We start from the raw sequence: 19,552 nt of genomic DNA on the forward strand, positions 1-19,552 counted from the left end.
CGGATTCCTTGGGGCCGACATCTCGTTCAGACCGCGTCCGGCCCGGCGGCCGGCGGGGCGGGCGGCCGGAGCACCAGCGCCGCGCTGCCGTCGTCGTCGTCGCTGCCGGCGACCAGGCACACCGGGCCGTCCGTGCCGGCTCCGAAGCCACCGATCGCGGCAGCGGCCTGCACGACACCCAGCGCACCGGACAACTCGCCCCAGATCGCGGCGAGGTCGTGGCCCGGCAGCTCGGAGGGGAGCGCCTTGGCCGCGGCGCCGGAGGCGAACCAGCCCGTGAGCCGGGTGGGTTCACCGTCGGCGAGCTCCCGGAAGCCGGCGGCCACGTCCGCTCCCCGGGTGTGGCCGCCGATCACGGCCCGGACCGTGGCCCCGCGGGCCACGACCGCGTCGGCGTGCTCCAGCACGAGGGCCGCGCCGCCGTCGGCCACCGGGCCGCCGATGAGTTCGCGCACGATCTCGTTGTCGGGCTCGACGCCCACCACGACGGCCTGGTCGGCACGGCCCGAGCGCAGCAGGGCGGTGCCCCAGCGGATCGCGTCGATGCCGGAGGCCGGTCCGTTGCAGACCATCAGGTTGGGGCCGTGCAGGCCGAACCTGATGGCGATCTCGGAGGCGATGATGTTGCTGGAGGCGTTCGGGGTGTCCATGGGGCTCAGCCCGCGGGTGCCCTCGTCCGCGATGGTCCTGGCCACACGGCAGGCCGTGTCGACGTTGCCCAGGTTCGAGCTCACCAGCACCGCCACCCGGGTGCCGTCGGTGGTGAGCGTGCCGTCGTGGAGCAGGCCCGCGTCGGTGAGCACACGCTGTGCGGCGACGAGCCCGAGCTGGGTGGCACGGTCCTTGTAGCGCAGGCCCTTCTTCCCCAGGACCGCCGCCGGGTCGACCGAGCCCACGGGGCGTTCGGCGGCGGCCAGTTCGGCCGCGGAGTCCGCACCCGGCAGGGCGACCCCGACTCCTGTCACGTAGATGCTCATGGCGCCTCGACAATCGCGACGGCGTTGATCCCGCCGAATCCGAATCCGTGTACCTGGGCGAGCGAGACCTCGTGCCCGGCCTCCTCGTCGCGGACCAGCCGGAAGCCGGCGGCCTCCTCGATCGGCTGCTCCAGCCCGACCAGCGGCGGGACCTTGCCGGTCGCCATCACCTGCAGGGCGGTGACCAGGCTCAGCACCCCCGCCGATCCGCTGGTGTGCCCGGTCATCGGCTTGATGCCGGTGACCACCGGGCCGCCCGCGTCCTCGCCGAAGACCTCGGCGTACGCGGATGCCTCCACCAGGTCGTTGAGCGGCGTCCCGGTCCCGTGCAGCATCAGCAGGTCGATGTCGGCGGGCCGCGTGCCGGCGTGCCGGTGCGCCTGCCGGATCGCCTCGGCGACGTACTTCTGGTCGGGCGCGGTGGGGTGCTTGGCGTCGCAGGTCATCCCTACGCCGCGGAGCCTGCCCCACAGCGTGCCCTCCGGCCCCGCGAAGTCCTCGCGGCGCAGCACGACCGCGGCTGCTCCGTCGCCGAGGATCGTGCCCTTCCGGTTCACGTCCAGGGTCCGCAGCGCGCCGGGCGGCTCGGGCTGGACCCGGTCGGCCAGGCCGAACATGCTCTCGGTGATCGAGTCGACTCCCGCGACGATCACGGTGTCGGCCTCGCCGAGTTCGAGCATGTCGGCGCCCAGTGCCAGGGCGTACAGCGAGGCGGAGCAGGCGTTGGAGAAGGTGTGCGTGTCGGCGGTGGCGAACCGTTCCCTCAGGGCGGTGCCGAAGTGCAGCCGCTCGGGGCCGAAGGACGCCCCGTCACGCCACCACAGTTCGGCGGAGCGCAGCTCGCGCAGTCCGGTGCCCACGAGCACCGGGCAGTCCGACAGGTCGTCGCCGAGGCCGGCCGACTCGGCGGCCTGGCCGACGGCGTCCAGCAGGAAGCCGGTGGCGCGCAGCGTACGGTCCACCCCCGGCTCGGGCCGGTCGTCGATCTCGAAGAGCTGGGTGCCGGTGTACAGGTCGTGGTCGAACCCGCGCATCGGGCCGAGACCTCCGCGCCCCGCACAGAGGCTGGTGAAGATCTCGTCCGCGTCCCGGCCGATGCTCGCGACCGCGCCGACTCCTGTGATGGGCAGCCTCACCGCTCACCCTCCTGGTATCTGCCGAGGATGACGATCGCGTTGTTGCCGCCGAAGGCGAGCCCGTTGTTCTGCACGATGCGCAGGTCCGCCTCGACGGACTCGTTGGGCACGCAGTCGATCTCGCACTCGGGATCGGTCTCGCGATGGTTGATGGTCGGCGGTATGAAGCCGTGGTACGCGGACAGCGCGCAGGCGATCGCGGCGAGCGCGCTCGCGGCGCCCATCGTGTGGCCGAGCATCGACTTCAGGGACACGGTGCGCGGCGGGGTGTCGCCGAACACGTCGTGGATCGCGCGCGACTCGGTCACGTCGTTGGCCTTGGTCCCGGTGCCGTGGGCGGAGATCAGGTCGACCTCCTCCTCCTTCACACCGGCGTTCTCCAGCGCGATCTGCATGGCCCGGGCCACGCTCGCCTGGTTCGGGGCGACCTGGTGGTAGGCGTCGCAGTTCATCCCGTAGCCGAGCACCTCGGCGTAGATGCGGGCGCCTCGCGCCTGGGCGGAGGCGAGGCTCTCCAGCATCAGCACGCCCGCGCCCTCACCGGTCAGGATGCCCTTACGCTCGGAGTCGAAGGGGCGGCAGACGTCGGGGGCGATGGTGCCGAGCCGGTAGAAGCCGGTGAACGTCTTGCGGCACATGGCGTCCGCGCCGCCGCAGAGCGCGTAGTCGGCCGCTCCGGAGCGGATGGCGTCGAAACCCTGGCCGATCGCGTAGTTGCCGGCGGAGCAGGCGGTGGCGATGGTCACCGCGTCCACGTTCGACAGGCCCAGTTCCTGGGCGGCGGCGATGGACAGCCGGTTCGGGGATATCCGGCGGGCGACGGTCGGGTCCATGGCGTCGGGCCCGGACCGGACCTCGGTCTCCACCAGCTGGTCGAGGTCGTAGGACTCCCCGTCGGTGGTGCCGATCGAGATCATCCCGCGCATGGCGCGCAGCGCGTCGAGGTCGACTCCGGAGGCCTCGACGGCCATCCGGGCCGCGGCGACCGAGAAGGTGGTCGCCCTGCCCAGGGTCTCGACCGGCAGGTTGTGGATCCAGCGTTCCGGTTCGGCACCCGTGATCTCGCACCCGTTGGCGTGCGCGAAACCCTCGGTGTCGAACAGGGTGATCGGCTTGGCGCCGCTGCGGCCCGCGCGCAGGCCCTCGGCGAACTCATCGGCTCCGACACCGATGCTGGAGAACACGCCGAACCCGGTCAGCACGACCCGGGACGCCGCGTCGTCGCGCATCGCGTCAGAAAGGCTGTCAGACATCAATCTCCCTCGGTACGGCCTGGTCACCACTGGTCCACCACGTGCTCACCACGGGCATCACGGGTCACCACGGAAAGGGGGTCGGCGGATCACCCGTCGGTCAGGGCCGGGTGATCCGCCGGGGCCGGGGAGCCGGCGGTGTGCCGGCCCCCCGCGCCTGCTTCCGGGCGGGCGGTCCGTCCCGGCGGGACCCGTAGGTGTCCCGCGCGGGCGCCGGGGACCGGTAGGTACCCCGCGGGCGCCCGGGACCGTAGGTACTCTGCGGGTGCCGGTAGGTACCCCGCGGGCCGCCCGGCGGCGGTTCCGGCCCGCTTCGCGGTCGCCGCAGCGCCCGGGGCGCCGTGCGCTCGTCCGCCGCGCCGTGCTCCGCGTCCGGCGCGGTGCGCCGGCCCACCAGGAGCCGCCGGAACGCGCCTACTTGGCGTCGATCGACTCCTGGACGACGGCGTAGACCCCGTCGAGGTTGACCATCCGCTCCAGCTCGGACTGGTCGATCGTGATCTTGAACTCCTTCTCGAGGCCCGCGAGGATCTCGATGGCGCGCAGCGAGTCCGCGCCGTACTCCTCCTTGAAGAGGCCCTCGTCGGTCACCTCGTCCTCCTCCAGCTCGAGGATGTCGCAGACGATCTCCTTGATGCCGGCCCGCTGTTCGACGGTGGAAGCGCTCATGTGAATCACTCTCAGTTCTTCGGAAGGTGTGCATGGCTCGACCGGACGGGGTGTCCATCGGTCACTTGCTCGGCGACAGGCGGGCGGTGACCCGCCTGCCGCCCGATCTCAGCCGGTTGTGCCGGCCGGATCCCGGGCCGCCGTTGCGCGGCCCGAGCGGGCCCGCCGGGATGCGCCCCGGCAGACCTCCCTCGGGTCCCAGCCGTCCGGCCGGGCGGGGAGGAGGTCCGGATCCCCGGACACCACTCCCTGCCGGCCCTGCGCGAGCAGCGGCCGGCCGAGGATGTGGGAGGCGCACGAGATGCCGCCGAGCATGACGCCCGCGACACCGTTGCCCGCCTGGGTGCTGGCCCCGACCACATGCAGCCCGGCGATGCCGGTCGTGGTGCCGGGCCGGGCCGTGCCGCCCCATTCGGCCATGCCGAAGGGGGTGCCTCCGGAGGCCAGGGTGTACCGCTCGTGGGTCAGCGGGGTCGCCGCCTCCAGGTGCGTGATGTGCCCCCGCAGCGGGCCGATGGCCTTCTCCGCCGCGCGCAGGGTGGCTTCGGTGAGCTCCTGCTTGCGGCGCAGGTAGCGCGCCTGGTGGCGGTACGTGGCGCTGCCGCCCTCGGCCCCGTCGGTGACGCCCCACCACTCGTGGTCGGGCGGGCAGAGCGTCATCACCTGCAGGTTGGCGTGGCCCGGCGGGCACAGTGCGCTGTTGCCGGGGTCCTTGAGCGAGGCGAACGAGCAGAAGAGGAAGGGGACCTCGCCGACGTCGCCGGCGCGCGCCCGGTCGAAGTAGCCGTCGATGTCGTCGGTGTCGTACCACCACAGGTTGGCGTTCGGCCGGTCCCGCAGGTCGATGTCGAGGCCGAGGTAGAGCACCAGCCACGGCATGCCCATGCGTGCGTTGCGGGTGCGTTCGGCGAGGGACTTCGGGAAGTGTCCGGGGCCGACCAGGTCGAGCACCGTGCGGCGGTAGTCCGCGTTGGACACCACCAGGCCGGTGGTGACCGTCTCGCCACCGTCCAGGCCGACCCCGGTGACCTTGCGGTCCTCCACCAGGATGCGCCGCACCCTGCTCCGGGTCCGGATCTCTCCGCCGTGGGCCTCGATGACCTCCACGAGGCCCGCGGCGAGCGTCTGCCCTCCACCGGCCGGGTAGTAGGCGCCGCGGAGGTAGTGGTCGGTGACGCTGGTGTGGCGGGCGACCGTCGCCTGCCGCGGGGTCAGTCCGTAGTTGGGCGCCTGCGCCGCGAGCACCGTACGGGCCCGCGAGGACAGGCCGCAGTGGCTGAACAGGTCGTCCAGCGTCCGCCTGCCCCACTCCCGGACCGCGACGGTGCCCTTCGCGATGTCCGCGGGCCCCCAGGTGTGCGACTCGAAGAGGGCCGCGCGCTGCTCCTCGCCGACGGCCTCGCAGATGTCGGTGAAGGTACGCAGGCCCTCGGCCTCCTCCGGCATCGCGGCGACGAGCCGCTTGCGGTACTCCGGCCAGCCGGCCGGCATGTCCACGGAGGCCCCGGGCACCCTGATGAGGTCGAAACCGCTCTGGTCCATCTCCAGGAACTCGACGCGGTCGCGGAGCCCGAGCCCGCCCAGGACGGACGGGATGACACCGCCGGGCTCGCAGTCACCGAGGTAGTGGACGCCGACGTCGAACTCGTAGCTCCGCCGCCTGCGGAAGACGTGGCTGTTCCCGCCCACCACCGAGAACTGCTCCAGCACCAGGACACGCCGGCCGGCGGTGGCCAGGTAGGCGGCGGTCGTCAGGCCGCCCAGGCCGGCACCGACCACGACGGCGTCCCACTCGCCTCCGCCCGGGTTGCTGTTGCCCACAGTGCTCTCCTTGTCGCTTGCCGCTGATGCTTCTTCGTCGCCGCGCGGAGGCCGGTGGCCGCGTTCCGTGCCGCGGCCACCGGCCGGTCTCAGCCGCAGCCGCCGGCGTGTCCCGCGTCGCCGCCGGCAGGCAGCAGGTCGGCGTGGGCCGCCGGGTCCGGCGTGGCGGTCTTCGGAGCGGTGGTGCCTCCGGCGCCCTGGACGGCACGGACGAAGGACTCGACCCGGTCGAGGCCCCAGTACTTGTCCCTGCCGGTGATGAAGAACGGCACGCCGAACAGGCCGTCGTGGGCCGACTCGGCGAGCAGGGCGGCGCCCCGCTTGCGCAGTTCCGCGTCCTGATGGGCGGTGGACAGCCGCTCGGCGTCCAGGCCCAGCTCCTGCGCGACGCCGGCGATCACGGCGGGCTCGGAGATGTTCTTGCCCTCCAGCCAGCGGGCGCGGTACGCCGCCGCCACGAAGTCCTTGCCCCGGCCCTCGTCCTCGGCCGCTATCCAGGCGAGGTGGGCGACCTCCCAGCACGGCTCACGGTCGACGGGCCAGGTGATCTCCGTCAGTCCGCGTTCGGTGGCCAGCCGGCGGGTGTCCTGCAGGATGTAGAAGTTCTTCGCGCGGCTCATGGCGACGATCGGAAGGGTGACCCCCTCCTCCGCCAGCAGCTTCGCGGTCTCCTGGTCGGGCTCCCAGAACGGCAGCCAGTCGAGGGAGTCGAGCACCTCGGGGTGGGTGGCCATGAGATCGCGGTAGGCGAACCAGGAGTACGGGCTGCGCAGGGAGAAGTACCAGCGCGGTGGGCGTTTGGAAGCCATCGGTTCCTCCGGGGCTCGGTCGTCCGGGGCTGTGTACGGGCCGGGTCACTCGCCGCGCAGGGCGCGCAGGACCTCGTCGTCGAAGACGGTCATCTGCCACTCGGCCTCCGGCGACTCCTTGTGGCAGTAGCCGTGGGTGATCGAGCCGGTGGCGGTCTGGACGAGCGCGCCGTCCCGCACGACGTAGAAGTCCACGCGGGAGGTGTAGAGCATGTCCTTGAAGACGGACTCCACGGTGTAGACGGTGTAGAGGTCCTCCTCCATGACCGTCTCGTCCGTGAAGCGGATCTTGCACTGCGTCACGACCGGGATCCAGCCGCGCTCGTTCAGCATCCGCTTGATGCTGATGCCGCGGGAGGCGACGAAGACGTGCTTCGCCTCCTCCATCTGCCGCAGGTAGCCCGACATCTGCATGCGCTCGGTGAAGTGGCAGTAGTAGTACGGAACCCGCCACTTCCAGCCGACCGCGTTGGTGTCGCCGATGATCTCGGCGAGCACCGGATCGGTGTCGCTGTTCTCGCCGCGGTGCATGGCTCCGGCGAAGTCGTCGGAGGGCGTCGCGGCCAGCGCGGTGGGCTCCGCCGTGGCGAGCCGGTCGACGACGAAGCGCTGGAGCCCCTCGGGGAGCGCCTGGGTGGCTTCGACGTTGCCGTCACGGCGCAGCAGGACGCGCAGCTTGGAGGTGACGGCTTTCTTCGGCGCGCCGTCACGCTCGACGGTCGCGGTGACCGCGAAGACCATCATGGTGTCGGTGTCCTTCGTCTTCGGCGTGACCTCCAGCAGGACGTCGTCGTCGAGCGTGAGCACCGTGTGCAGACGGGTCTCGAGTCCGGCCACGTCGAAGTTGACGCCGTGGACGAGGTACAGCTCGCTCGCGCCGAGGCCGACGGCCCGGAAGTGGTCGAGGACCGCGGCCTCGAGCAGGTAGTTGACGCACTTGAAGCCGATCGCGGTGTTGATGTTCCCGCCCTCGTAGGGGGGCCGGAGCGTGACCGAACTCGGTTCGTCGAGAAGCTGCTTGAGCGCGACGTCGGACAGGGTGGTCATCGTGGGCTCCCGTACTCAGTTGACCGCCGCCGGGGTGCGCCCGGCCGGCAGGGTGGCGAGGAATTGCTGGACAGCGAGCGCGAAGTGCTCAGGGCGCTCGGTCATCGGTGAGTGCCCGCAGTCCTCGATGCGCGTGACCGAGGCGCGGCGCAGCTCGCGGGCGAGTGCCTCGCCCTCGGGCGGCGGCGCGAGCGTGTCGCCCGTGCCGATGACGATGTGGACGGGCAGGTCGATCCGGTCGGCGTGCAGGAACGGTGTGCGCAGGTAGGCGTCGAGGTAGCGGACCGCCCAGTAGGGGCCGAGCCGCGCACAGGCGAGCTCGGCCATGTCCGCCCGCACGGCCGGGTCCAGACGGTCACGGGCCGTCAGGCGGATGTACTCGTCCGCGCTGCGGCGCATGGCGTCCAGGGTCGTCGGCAGCTGGGACCAGGTGAAGTCGGTCGGGTCGTGCCGGTAGAAGGGTGAGACCAGCACCACGCCGCGGATGCCGAACCGCTCGCGCGGGTCCTCCCCCGCGGCGATCGTGTCGGAGAGCAGGGCGAGCAGCAGGATCGTGGCGTAGGAGTGCGCGACCACCACGTCGGCGCCCCCGGGGACCCCGTCGACCGCCTCGCCCACCCACGCCTTCTCGTCGCGCCCGGTCACCGCGTACGGGCCGCCGGCCCGCCACGGCAGACCGGCCGTCCACAGGTCGAGCCCCGGGGGCCGGTGTGCGACGAAGGCGTCCCAGCAGCTCTCGCCGCTGCCGAGGCCGTGCAACAGCAGCGCCCGGTGGTCCGGCCGCGGGCCGGGCACACCTCGCCGTCGGAGCACGAGCGGCTCGACATCGCTGTCTCGGAGCACCGGAGAGCCCTTTCGGAGGCACGGGAGAAGAACAGGAGGACGTGGGGAGACGACCGGAGCGAGAGGGCCGGCCGTCGGCGGAGGGCGGACGCACCGTCCTCGTACGAGGACTGTCCCGGCCCGCCCCGGGAATCCCCGTGGGTCATGGAGCGGGCCGGGGACAGTGGACGCGTACCCCTGCGGAGGCCGTCCTGCGGTGTCGTACCGGCATCGGTTCGACGTGGTCCGATCGTGCCGGAGGAGCCCTGAGCGACGACAGGGCCTTTACAGCAAGCTGCGACTACAAAGACTTCCAAGCGGTGACAGCGGCCTCGGCGCCGTCCGGTGTGCCCGTCGAACGGCGGGCCGCGAGAAGGGCCTTGGGCCAGTTCACCGTCAGCGCCGCGCACAGCCGCGGGCCGCGGTGGTAGGCGACCGCGAACCGCCGGCGGGGCCCGTCGGCCCGTACCACCGTCACCTGCGAGCCGGGCTCAGGGCGGCCGAGCAGGGCGACCTTGCCGCCGTACTGGTCGGACCAGACGAAGTACTCGTGCCGGTGCGCCACCGGTCGCGGTCCGAGGATGTTGTGGACGGCGACGTCCGCCTGCTCCACCGCGTCCGTCCAGTGCTCGACCCGCACGTGCCGGCCGAGCCGGGGGTCACGGCACCGGGCCACGTCCCCGACCGCGTACACGGTCCGCCCGGCGTCGACCGCGCAGAACTCGTCGCACAGCACTCCGCCGTCGCCGTCCAGCGGCAGGCCGGAGTCAGCCAGCCAGTCCGTCGCGGGCCGTACGCCGACACCGGCGACGACCGCGTCGGCGGGCAGCGTGGTCCCGTCGGCGAGCTCCACCCCGGTGACGTCGGGGTCGCCGGTCACCGCGGCGACCGAGGCGCCGCACAGCAGCCGTACGCCGTTGTCGGTGTGCAGCCGCGCGAGTTCGGCGGCGACCTCCTCGCCGAGCAGACCGGACAGCGGGGCGGGCAGTGCCTCGACGATCGTGACGCCGATCCCGCGCGCGCGGGCGGCGGAGGCCACCTCGGCGCCGATGAAGCCGCCGCCGGCCACCACCAGGCGGCCGGGACGGGCCATGCCGTCCAGGCGCGCCCTCAGCCGCAGCGAGTCCGCCATGGTCCGCAGCGGGTACACACCCCGGCGCGGGGTGCCCGGCAGCGCTCTGGGGACCGCTCCGCACGCCAGGACCAGCTTGTCGTAGGGGAGTTCGAGACCCGAGGACAGCCGCAGCGTACGGTTCACCGGGTCGAGCCCGGCGGCGGACATGACGTGACGCTCCGCCTGCCACTGCGTGGGGTCTCCGAGCGACGCCCGGTCGGGTGTCCACTCCCCGGTGAGGATCTGCTTCGACAACGGGGGCCGGTCGTAGGGTGCGTCCGGGTCGGGGTCGACGAGTGCGATCAGGCCGGTGAACCCCGCCTGACGCAGGCCGCTCGCGACGCGGCTGCCGGCGACGGAGGCACCGACGATCACCACGCGCCCGGCGTTCACAGCGCCGCCCCGTCCCGGACCGGGGCCGGCTCCGCGTCGGCCGCGAGGCCGACGAGGCGGCGGGGCGTGCGCAGTTCCAGTACGTCGCGCAGGCCGAAGGTCCAGCCCTCCTTGCGGGCCCGGCCCGCGAGGCGTACGGCCCGCAGGCTGTCTCCGCCCCGCGCGAAGAAGTCGTCGTCGAGGCGGACCGACGGCACCCCGAGCACATCGGCGACGAGCTCGCACAGCCGTGCCTCCGCGGGACTCTCCGGCTCGGCGCCCGGGGACGCTCCGAGCGCCGGGGGCTCGGGAAGAGCGGCCTGGTCGAGCTTGCCGTTCGCGGTCAGCGGGAGGGCGTCGACCACCATGATCCGCGCGGGCACCATGTAGGCGGGGAGCACCTCCGCGACGGCCGCGCGCAGCGCGGCGGGGTCGAGGGGCACCCCGTCCTCCGGCACCGCGTAACCGGCGAGGTACCGCTCGCCGGGCGTGTCCTCGCGCGCCACCGCGGCGGCGAGCCGCACGCCCGGCCGGGAGGCGAGCACCGAGCTGACCTCACCCAGCTCGATGCGGTAACCGCTGATCTTCACCTGGTCGTCGGTGCGGCCGAGGTACTCCAGGAGCCCGCCGGGGCCGATCCTGGCGATGTCCCCGGTCCGGTACATCCGGCCGGCGCCGAAGGGGTTCGCCACGAACCGCCCGGCGGTGAGGCCGGGCCGGCCGAGGTAGCCGCGGGTGACCTGCCCGCCCGCGATGTACAGCTCGCCGGCCCTGCCGTGCCCGGCCGGCGCGAGCCGCTCGTCCAGGACGTACAGCTCGGTCGCCGGTGTCGCCGTGCCGATGGGGACGGCGCCCGGGGCCGTCGTGTCCCCCGGCTCGATGCGGAACACGCAGCATCCGACGGTGGCCTCGGTGGGCCCGTACTCGTTGATGACGGCCGCGCCGGGGTGCGCGGCGCGCCAGCGGTCGACGACGTCTCCGCGCAGCATCTCGCCGCCCACCACCAGTTCGCGGGTGGGTGCCAGCGCACCGGGCAGCACGGTGAGCAGCGGCAGGTGCGACGGCGTCGCCTTGACGAAGCCCGGCCGGCCGTCCGCCGGGTCCGTCGCCGGCTCGTGGTCCAGCTCCGCCACCCGCAGACAGCCGCCCAGGAGCAGCGGCCCGTACAGCGCGGTGACGGTGAGGTCGAAGGTCACCGGGGAGTGCAGCAGCGCCCCCTCCGCCAGCCCCGGGTACGCCTCGCAGGCGAAGTCCAGGTAGCGCGCCAGGGTGTCGTGCTGCACGGCGACGCCCTTGGGGCGACCGGTCGAGCCGGAGGTGTAGATGACGTAGGCGAGGTTGCCGGGCCGCAGTGGCGCGGTGCGGTCGTCCCCGGTGGGGTCGTGGTCCGGGAGGCCGGCCGCCTCCGCGGCGGCGACGGCCCCGGCGACCGTCAGGGTCTCAGGTCCTGTGCCCGCGCCGGGCGGTGCGGCGCGCTCCCCCAGCACCAGGCCGAGCCCGGTGTCCTCGACGATGAACGCGGTCCGCTCCGCGGGGGCCCCGGTGTCCAGCGGGACGTAGGCCGCACCGGACTTGAGCACGCCGAGCAGCGCCACCACCAGGTCGGCCGACCTCGGCAGCCGCACACCGACGAGGTGCTCGGGGCCGATCCCGCGGGCGGTCAGGTGGTGCGCCAGCCGGTTGGCCCGGGTGTTGAGCTCCCCGTAGGTCAGCGTCCGGTCGCCGTCGCGGACGGCGGGGGCGTGCGGGGTGCGCGCCGCCCGCAGCTGAAAGAGGTCGGGCAGGAGCTGTTCAGCCATCGTGTCTTCCATCCTTGGGAACGGGACGCCTCGTGACGGCGGGTCCCCGGCTCACCCGGCACGCCCGGCGGCCAGCTGCCGGATCGTCGGGGACATGTACAGGTCGCGCATCGCGACCGCGGTGCCACCGCGCCGGCGCAGCGCCGCTCCGACGCGCATGGCGAGCAGCGAGTTGCCGCCCAGGTCGAAGAAGTTGTCGTCGGGCCCCACGGGCACGCCCAGCACCTCCTGCCACACCTCCAGGAGGTCCGAGGTGAAGGCGTCCTGCGACGCGGCCGGGTCCGTGCCGCCCGCCTCCACCGCCGCCGCCTTCACGGGCGCGGGGCTCGGGAGACCGCGCGCGTCGAGCTTGCCGTTCGGGGTGAGCGGCATCCTGTCGAGCGCGGTGACGGTCGACGGGACCATGTACTCGGGGAGGTACCGGGCCGCCCGCTGCCGCACTCCGGCGGTGTCGTCGCCCTCCAGCACCACGTACGCGTCGAGCTGAGCGGTCGCCGGGTCCTGCGGGTCGGTCCTGTTGAGCACGACGGCGGCGGCAGCGACCTGCGGATCGTCCAGGAGTACGGCACGGATCTCGTCGAGTTCGATGCGGAAGCCGCGCAGCTTGACCTGGTTGTCCAGCCTGCCGAGGTGCTCCAGCCGGCCGTCGGGCAGCAGCCTGCCCTTGTCGCCGCTGCGGTAGGTCCGCTCCCCGGTGAGCGGGTCGGTGAGGAAGCGCTGCCCGTCGAGGTCCGGCCTGTTGAGGTAGTGCGCCGCGACCCCGGCGCCGCCGACGTGGATCTCACCGGCGACGCCGACGGGCAGCGGCCTGCCCTCCGGGTCGGCGACCCTGACCCACCAGCCGGGAAGGGCGTGCCCCACGGACCGCGATCCGGTGAGCGCCTCCTCCCTGGTGACGGTCTGCGCGGTCACGTGCACGGTCGTCTCCGTGATGCCGTACATGTTGACCACGCGGCACCGGGACTCCGGGTGCCGGTCGAACCAGGGCAGGAGCATGCGGGGTTCGAGCCCTTCGCCGCCGAAGACCACCAGCCGTACGGGGGCCGGTCCGGCGCCGTCGCGTTCGACGTCCATCAGGTGGGCGAAGGCGGACGGGGTCTGGCTGAGCACGGAGACCCGCTCCTGGACCAGCAGCCGGTGGAAGTCCTCCGGCGAGCGCGTCACCCAGTAGGGCACGACGACCAGGCGGCCACCGGTGAGCAGGCAGCCCCAGATCTCCCAGACCGAGAAGTCGAAGGCGCTGGAGTGGAACAGCGTCCAGACGTCGTCCGCGCCGAGCGCGAAGTCCTCCCGGGTGGCGGCCATCAGGCTCAGCACGTTCACGTGCGGGATGACGACGCCTTTGGGGCGGCCGGTCGAACCGGAGGTGTAGATGACGTACGCGGGGTCGTGCGGGCCGGTCGCCGAGGGCGGGGGGCCCTCGCACGTCCCGGGCGCGAGGCGGGCGAGCTCCGCCGTGCCGATGACGCGGACGGTGCCGCCGCCGGGGAAGTCCTGCCGGTCTGTGACGACGACGGCGAGTTCCGCGTCCTCGGTCGTGTACGACAGCCGCTCGCGCGGGTAGGCCGGGTCCATGGGTACGTAGGTGGCGCCGGCCTTGAGCACGGCGAGCAGCGTCACGACGAGTTCGGCCGACCGGTCGAGGCAGACCCCGACCCGGTCGCCGTCGGCCACTCCGAGCGCGCGCAGCGCGTGGGCGAGCCGGTCGGCGCGGCTGTCGAGCTCGCGGTAGGTGAGCCGGTCGGACTCGAAGGACACGGCGACGGCGTCCGGGCGGGACGCCGCGACGGCGGCCACGGCCGCGTCGATCCGCTCCGGACGGGCGAGCGGCGGGTGCGCGGGCCTGCCGAGCTCCGCCGTCGCGGCCAGCTCCGCCTCGTCCAGCAGGGCGACGTCCGCGACGGTGGTGCCGGGCGAGCCGGCGAGTGCCCCGTGCACCCGCGCCACATGTCCGAGCAGCCGGTCCGCGATGCCGGGGTGCAGCAGCCGTGGCGAGTGGTCGCAGCGCAGCAGCAGGTCGCCTCCGGCGGCGCGGACCACGGACAGGGTCACCGGGAACGGGGCGCTCTGGAACGGCAGATAGGCGAAATCCTCCGTGCCGCGGACGTCGGCCGGATCGTGGCCGACGGCGACGACCCCCACCGCGGGGGCGGCGCCGGAGTCACCACGCGTGCGGCCGAGTTCCCGGCCGAGCTCCTCGGTGTGCCAGACGGGGCCGGCGGCGAGGGCCGCACGGACGGCCTTGTCCACGGTGGCGAGCGAGTGGGCCGGACCGGCCTCGACGGGTACGAGCGCGAAGCCCTCGACGGCGCGCGGGTCCGCGGTGTCGGTGACCAGTGCCGGGACGAGGGGCCGGACACTCCCCTCGTAGCGCGCGAGGACGATGCCGAGGGCGGCCGTCCAGCTCGCGGTGTCGCCGGCGGGGTGACCGGAGGGCAACGGCAGCACACGGGTCGCCCGGGTGCCGGGCGCGTCCTCCCGGCCCAGTCCCCAGTCGGGCCGGGCGTCGAAGGCACAGCCGGCCAGGTCGGCGGCCTGCGCGACGGGATCAGGGGCCCCGGCCGCCTCGCCCGCGGCGGGCGCTTCGAGCACCACCGGCGGCGGGCCGGACACGCGGCCGGTCACCTCGGCGGCGAACCGCCGCAGGGCCGAGGCTCCGAGCACGGCGCGATGGGCGACCACCACCAGTTCGGCCACGCCGTCGGTGTAGGTCAGCAGCACGCCTCGCACCGCCGGGTCCCGGTGGGCGACCAGCGGCCGGGTCAGTTCCCGCGTACGCCACCGGTCCGCGTCCGGCGAGTCGGACCGGCACGGCGCCGCCTGCGGCCACAGCGTCGCGGCTCCCCGGAAGACGCCCGGGTCCGGGGCGGCGGTCACCAGCTCCGCCGCCCGCGCGGCGAACCGGGCCGCCGTCGCGTCCCCGGCGTCCCCGCGTACGGGTCCGCCGAGGGGCGCGATCAGCGCGTGGCACACCGCGCCGGGTGCTGCCGGGCCGCTCGCCCGGATCCGGTCCCCGGAGGGGACGACGGTGCGCCGGGCGGGGCCGAGGCCCGCGACGGCGTCCTGTTCAGAGATCGACACGACTGGTTCCCTCGATGTGGTTGCGGCGCTTCACCGGGCGGTGAAGCCACCGTCGACGGTGAGCACGGAGCCGGTCACCTGGGCGGACTCGTCGGAGGCCAGCCAGAGGGCGGCCCCGGCCACGTCCTCGGGCTCGATCAGCGCGTTCATCGGCTGCGACTGGAGGAACGTCTCCTCGCTCTCGGCGACCGGGAGATCGAGGGCCCTGGCTATCTGGCCGAGCATCCGCCCCTCCGCCCGGCTGTCGTCGCGGATCGACCCGGGACACAGGGCGTTGACGCGTACCTTCAGCGGCGCGTAGTCGAGCGCGGTCGCCTTGGTGAGGCCGATCAGCCCGTGCTTGGACGCCGTGTACCCGGCGAAGTTGCGGTAGCCGACGAGGCCGGCGGTGGAGGCCACGTTGATGATGCTGCCCGCGCGCTGGGCGAGCAGCAGGGGGCCGACGACGGAGGTCATCCGCCAGGCACCGGACAGGTTGATGTCGAGCATCACCTGCCATTCGTCCTCGCTGATCTCGTGCGCCGGCTTCCCCGAAGGCCCGACGATGCCCGCGTTGTTGACCAGGACGTCCACCCGGCCGAACCGCTCGCGGACCCGGTCGACGGCGGCGCGCAGGGCGGCCACGTCACGGATGTCGGCCTCGGCCGTGAGGACGGCCGCCCCTTCCTTGCGGCACTGCTCGGCGGTGTGCGCGAGCTGGCTCGCCGTGCCGAGCGCGTACGGGACGCCGTCGATGTCGTCGCACACGTCGAACAGCGCCAGGTCGGCACCCTCCCGGCCGAACGCCAGCGCACAGGCCCGGCCGACACCCCGGGCGGCTCCCGTCACGATGACCGTCTTTCCTTGCAGGCGCACGAGATCTCCTTACGTAGGGGGGTGGTCGGGGAATCGGGCCGCCGCACTCATCGGGGGACGACGTCCGCGAGTACGCGGATCAGGGCCTCGGTGTTGTCGACCAGGTACATGTGACCGCCCTCGACCTCCACGAGGTCGAACCCCCCGCTGGTGGCCTTGCCCCACTCCATGGCCTGCTCGGGACCGACGAGGGTGTCGGTGGAGCCGCGTACCGACGTGATCGGCACCGGCAGCGGGGTGTCCGACAGGGCGAGGTAGCTCTCGTGCATCTCGACGTCGGCCCGCAGCGAGGGGAGGAGCAGCTCGCGCATCTCCGGGTCCTCGAGCGCTTCGTGCCGGTAGCCGGCGAACTCCCGGACCCGCTCCAGGAACTGGTCGTCGTCCAGGCCGCTCGCACCGTTCTCCCGGCGGGTCCACGGGCCGGGGGAACCGCTGACCACGAGTGCGGCGAGGTCCACCCCCTCGGTCGCGGCCAGCCGGTGCGCGATCTCGTACGAGAGGACCGCGCCGAGGCTGTGGCCGAACAGCACCACCGGTCCCGCGCCCGACACCTGCTCCAGCACCTCGGGCATCAGCCCTTCGACGGCCACCGCCACGTCCCTGTAGGGCTCCTCCGCGAAGCGCTGCTCCCGGCCGGGCAGCTGGACGGCCGCCAGGTCGAAGCGGCCCTCGCAGAGCGGGAGCCACGGGCGGAAGACCGAGGCCCCCGCACCGGCGAACGGCACACAGAGAACCATCGCTTTTGCCATCTCACATCCTCTTTCTGCTGTCGTACGGCGGCCGTTCGGCCGTCACGCGCGGTCCACGCCGGGGGTGCCGGCCAGCTTCTTGGCCAGGACCGCCCCGATCCCCGCGAGCGGAGCGGGCCGCATCAGGTCGTTGTGCGCGGAGGGGACGGAGTGGATCTCCAGGTCGCCCTCGACGTGCTGGAGCCAGTCACCGGGCTCGCCCGCCGGATCGACGGTCGCGGCGAACATCACCGCGCCCGCCCGGCAGTGGCCGGTGACGGAACCCGCCTCGACCCGGAAGCTGTTGGTCATCACCCGCTGCAGGCGGCGCAGCTGCTCCTCGGTGAGCCCGGCGAGTTCCTTGCCACTGGCACGCATCGCGGCCATCACCCGGCCGAACTCCACCGGTCCGCCGAGCTCGTCGGCGTCCATGCCGATCGCGGCCAGGATGCCCCGCAGGAAGTCCTCCTCGGAGAAGGAGGCGGCCGGCTCCGGCTCCGTACGCGGGTAGGCGTCCAGCAGGGCGAGCAGCTCCACCTCCTGGCCGGCCGCCTCCAGCAGCCCCGCCATGGCGTGCGCGACCCGGCCGCCGAGCGACCAGCCGAGCAGCCGGTAGGGGCCCTGCGCCTGCACCGTGCGGATGCGGGCCACGTAGTCGGCGGCCATCTCCTCCACGGTCGCGGGCAGTGGCTCGTCGTCGCCGAGTCCGGCCGCCTGCAGCCCGTACAGCCCGACGTCCGCGGGGAGGTGCTCGGCGAGCCCGGCGTAGGGCCAGCTGAGCCCGCCGAGCGGGTGCACGCAGAAGACGGGCGTCCCGGTGCCGCCGGAACGCAGCGGCAGGAGCCGGCTCAGCGGCCCCGCCCCGTCCGTCTCGGCGAGACGGACGGCCAGCGCCGCGACCGTCGGGGCCTCGAAGATCGTCACCACCGACATGCCGGCGCCCAGCCGGTCACGGACCATGCTGATGAGCCGGGTGGCCAGCAGCGAGTGGCCGCCGAGCTCGAAGAAGTTGTCGTCGATGCTCACCGTGCCGTGGCCGAGCAGCTCGGCGAAGATCTCGCAGAGCGCCGTCTCGGTCGCGTCGCGAGGGGCCCGCCCGGGCACGCGCTCCAGCAGCTCCGGCTCGGGCAGCGCCTTCCTGTCGACCTTGCCGTTGGGCGTGACCGGGACGGCGTCGATGACCGTGTAGTGCACGGGCACCATGTGGTCGGGCAGCACACCGGTCAGGTGGTCGCGGAGCGCGGAGGCCTCCGGGGCCTCCCCCGGTCCTGCGGGGGTGACGTACGCGGCGAGCGTGACCCCCGAGGGCGTGGTGCGGGCCGTCACGACCGCGCTGCCCACGCGGGAATGCCGGGTGAGGGCGTACTCGATCTCGCCCAGCTCGACGCGCCGGCCGCGGATCTTCACCTGGTCGTCGGTGCGTCCGAGGAACTCCAGGACCCCGTCCGCGGTGACCCGCGCCAGGTCGCCGGTGCGGTACAGCCGGGAGCCGGGCGGGCCGTAGGGGTCGGCGACGAACCGCTCGGCGGTCAGCCCGGCCCGCCCCAGGTAGCCGTGCGCCAGCTGCACCCCGCCCAGGTACAGCTCACCGCCGCTGCCCACGGGGGCCGGTGCGAGCGCGGGGTCCAGCACGTACGTCCTGGTGTTCCAGACGGGCCTGCCGATCGGGACCACCGCGGCGGCGGAGTCCTCGGCGCAGTCCCAGGCGGTGACGTCCACCGACGCCTCGGTCGGACCGTAGAGGTTGTGCAGACCGGCCGGCAGCAGCGCGCGGAACCGCTCACGCAGCCCGGTGGGCAGTGCCTCGCCGCTGCACAGCACCCGGCGCAGACCGGTGCAGTGCGCGGCCTCGGGCTCGGCGAGGAAGACCTCCAGCATGGACGGCACGAAGTGCGTGGTCGTCACGCCGGCGTCCTGGATCAGACGCGCCAGGTAGGCCGGGTCACGGTGCCCGCCGGGCTCCGCGACGACCTGGACCGCCCCGGTCACCAGCGGCCAGAAGAATTCCCACACCGACACGTCGAACCCGGACGGTGTCTTCTGCAGGACCCGGTCGTCCGGGCCGATCCGGTAGGCGTCCTGCATCCACAGCAGCCGGTTGACGATGCCCCGGTGCGGTACGACGACCCCCTTCGGGAGGCCCGTCGAGCCGGAGGTGTAGATGACGTACGCCGGGGAGTCCGGCAGCGGCCCCGGCAGCACGACGGTGCCCCGTACGGCCGCCGCCTCCTCCCGCGTACCGGGGTCGTCCAGGACGACGAGGTTCCCGGTGGCGCCCACGGGGAGAGCGCCCAGCGCCCCGCTCGTGGTGACCACGACGGCCGGGGTCGCGTCGGCCAGCATGTGGGCGACCCGTTCGGCCGGGTAGTCCAGCTCGATCGGCAGGTAGGCCGCGCCCGCCCTGACCGTCGCCAGGAGGGCGACGGTCAGTTCCGCGGAGCGGGGGACCGCCACGGCGACGACGTCGCCCCGGCGCACGCCTCGCGCGACGAGGAGCGCGGCCAGTGCGGCGGAGCGTTCGTCCAGCTCCGCGTAGCCGATCCGCTCGTCACCGGCCATCAGCGCGAGGGCGTCGGGGGTCCGCGCCACCTGCGCCGCGAACAGCCCGGCGATCGTCTCCGGCTCGGGACCCGATTCTGTGGCGGCCGGCAGCTCCAGGGTCCGGGCGGTGTCGTTCCACCCGGTCAGCAGCCGCTCGCGCTCGCCCTCGTCGAGGATGTCGAGCCGGCCGATCGGCGTCGTGGGATCGGCGGTGCCGGCCGTGAGCAGCCGGACGAGCCGATCGGCGATACGCCGGACCGTGCTCTCGTCGAAGAGGTCGGCACTGAAGTCCAGGGTGAGGTCGATGCCGGCGGGGCCGCCGTCAGGACCGGTCCGCTCGACGAAGTTGAACCCCAGATCGAACTTGGCCGCACCACCCTCACCGTCCACCGGACGCGCCACCAGACCCGGCAGATCCAGCGACGCCACCGCGTTGTTCTGCAACACGACCATCACCTGGAACAACGGATGCCGCGCCAACGACCGCGCCGGCTGCAACGCATGCACCAACTGCTCGAACGGCACATC

General features: G+C 73.5%; 14 protein-coding genes. All 14 read right to left on the bottom strand.

What is annotated here, in order from left to right:
- Positions 1-26 precede the first annotated feature (26 nt).
- Positions 27-977, bottom strand: a complete 951-nt coding sequence (locus ACFYQ6_RS31565) for a beta-ketoacyl synthase N-terminal-like domain-containing protein (RefSeq protein ID WP_388766252.1) — start codon at positions 975-977, stop codon at positions 27-29.
- Entirely contained in the window at positions 974-2,113 is a 1,140-nt protein-coding gene (locus tag ACFYQ6_RS31570) for a beta-ketoacyl synthase N-terminal-like domain-containing protein (RefSeq protein ID WP_361579812.1), read from the bottom strand. Before ACFYQ6_RS31570 ends, ACFYQ6_RS31565 begins: the two co-directional genes overlap by 4 nt.
- Complete coding sequence (locus tag ACFYQ6_RS31575; RefSeq protein WP_388766254.1) at positions 2,110-3,366, bottom strand: beta-ketoacyl-[acyl-carrier-protein] synthase family protein; 1,257 nt, start codon at positions 3,364-3,366, stop codon at positions 2,110-2,112. Before ACFYQ6_RS31575 ends, ACFYQ6_RS31570 begins: the two co-directional genes overlap by 4 nt.
- A 414-nt stretch (positions 3,367-3,780) precedes the next feature.
- Positions 3,781-4,035 (bottom strand): acyl carrier protein, encoded by a 255-nt coding sequence (locus ACFYQ6_RS31580; protein WP_145809406.1) that lies wholly within the window; start codon positions 4,033-4,035, stop codon positions 3,781-3,783.
- Positions 4,036-4,143: 108 nt separating this feature from the next.
- Positions 4,144-5,856 (bottom strand): NAD(P)/FAD-dependent oxidoreductase, encoded by a 1,713-nt coding sequence (locus ACFYQ6_RS31585; protein ID WP_361579816.1) that lies wholly within the window; start codon positions 5,854-5,856, stop codon positions 4,144-4,146.
- Between the two features lie 89 nt (positions 5,857-5,945).
- Complete coding sequence (locus tag ACFYQ6_RS31590) at positions 5,946-6,665, bottom strand: DsbA family protein (protein WP_361579818.1); 720 nt, start codon at positions 6,663-6,665, stop codon at positions 5,946-5,948.
- A 45-nt stretch (positions 6,666-6,710) separates the two neighbouring features.
- A complete protein-coding gene (locus ACFYQ6_RS31595; protein ID WP_361579820.1) occupies positions 6,711-7,712 on the bottom strand; it encodes a thioesterase family protein in 1,002 nt (333 codons plus the stop codon).
- 15 nt (positions 7,713-7,727) lie between these two features.
- Complete coding sequence (locus ACFYQ6_RS31600) at positions 7,728-8,555, bottom strand: alpha/beta hydrolase (protein WP_361579822.1); 828 nt, start codon at positions 8,553-8,555, stop codon at positions 7,728-7,730.
- 280 nt (positions 8,556-8,835) lie between these two features.
- Positions 8,836-10,041, bottom strand: coding sequence for an NAD(P)/FAD-dependent oxidoreductase (locus ACFYQ6_RS31605; RefSeq protein WP_388766258.1), 1,206 nt, complete (start codon positions 10,039-10,041; stop codon positions 8,836-8,838).
- Entirely contained in the window at positions 10,038-11,819 is a 1,782-nt protein-coding gene (locus tag ACFYQ6_RS31610) for a non-ribosomal peptide synthetase (RefSeq protein ID WP_361579826.1), read from the bottom strand. Before ACFYQ6_RS31610 ends, ACFYQ6_RS31605 begins: the two co-directional genes overlap by 4 nt.
- Positions 11,820-11,870: 51 nt before the next feature.
- The gene (locus tag ACFYQ6_RS31615) at positions 11,871-14,900 is read right to left on the bottom strand and encodes an amino acid adenylation domain-containing protein (protein WP_361579828.1); all 3,030 of its coding nucleotides are present in this window, start codon (positions 14,898-14,900) and stop codon (positions 11,871-11,873) included.
- A gap of 30 nt (positions 14,901-14,930) precedes the next feature.
- Positions 14,931-15,755: an SDR family oxidoreductase gene (locus ACFYQ6_RS31620; protein WP_356744239.1), complete on the bottom strand. Its 825-nt coding sequence runs from the start codon at positions 15,753-15,755 to the stop codon at positions 14,931-14,933.
- 47 nt (positions 15,756-15,802) lie between these two features.
- The gene (locus ACFYQ6_RS31625) at positions 15,803-16,504 is read right to left on the bottom strand and encodes an alpha/beta fold hydrolase (protein ID WP_361579830.1); all 702 of its coding nucleotides are present in this window, start codon (positions 16,502-16,504) and stop codon (positions 15,803-15,805) included.
- Positions 16,505-16,546: 42 nt separating this feature from the next.
- Complete coding sequence (locus tag ACFYQ6_RS31630; RefSeq protein ID WP_388766274.1) at positions 16,547-19,549, bottom strand: amino acid adenylation domain-containing protein; 3,003 nt, start codon at positions 19,547-19,549, stop codon at positions 16,547-16,549.
- Positions 19,550-19,552 lie beyond the last annotated feature (3 nt).

Source organism: Streptomyces sp. NPDC005494, assembly GCF_042872025.1.
GTDB lineage: Bacteria > Actinomycetota > Actinomycetes > Streptomycetales > Streptomycetaceae > Streptomyces.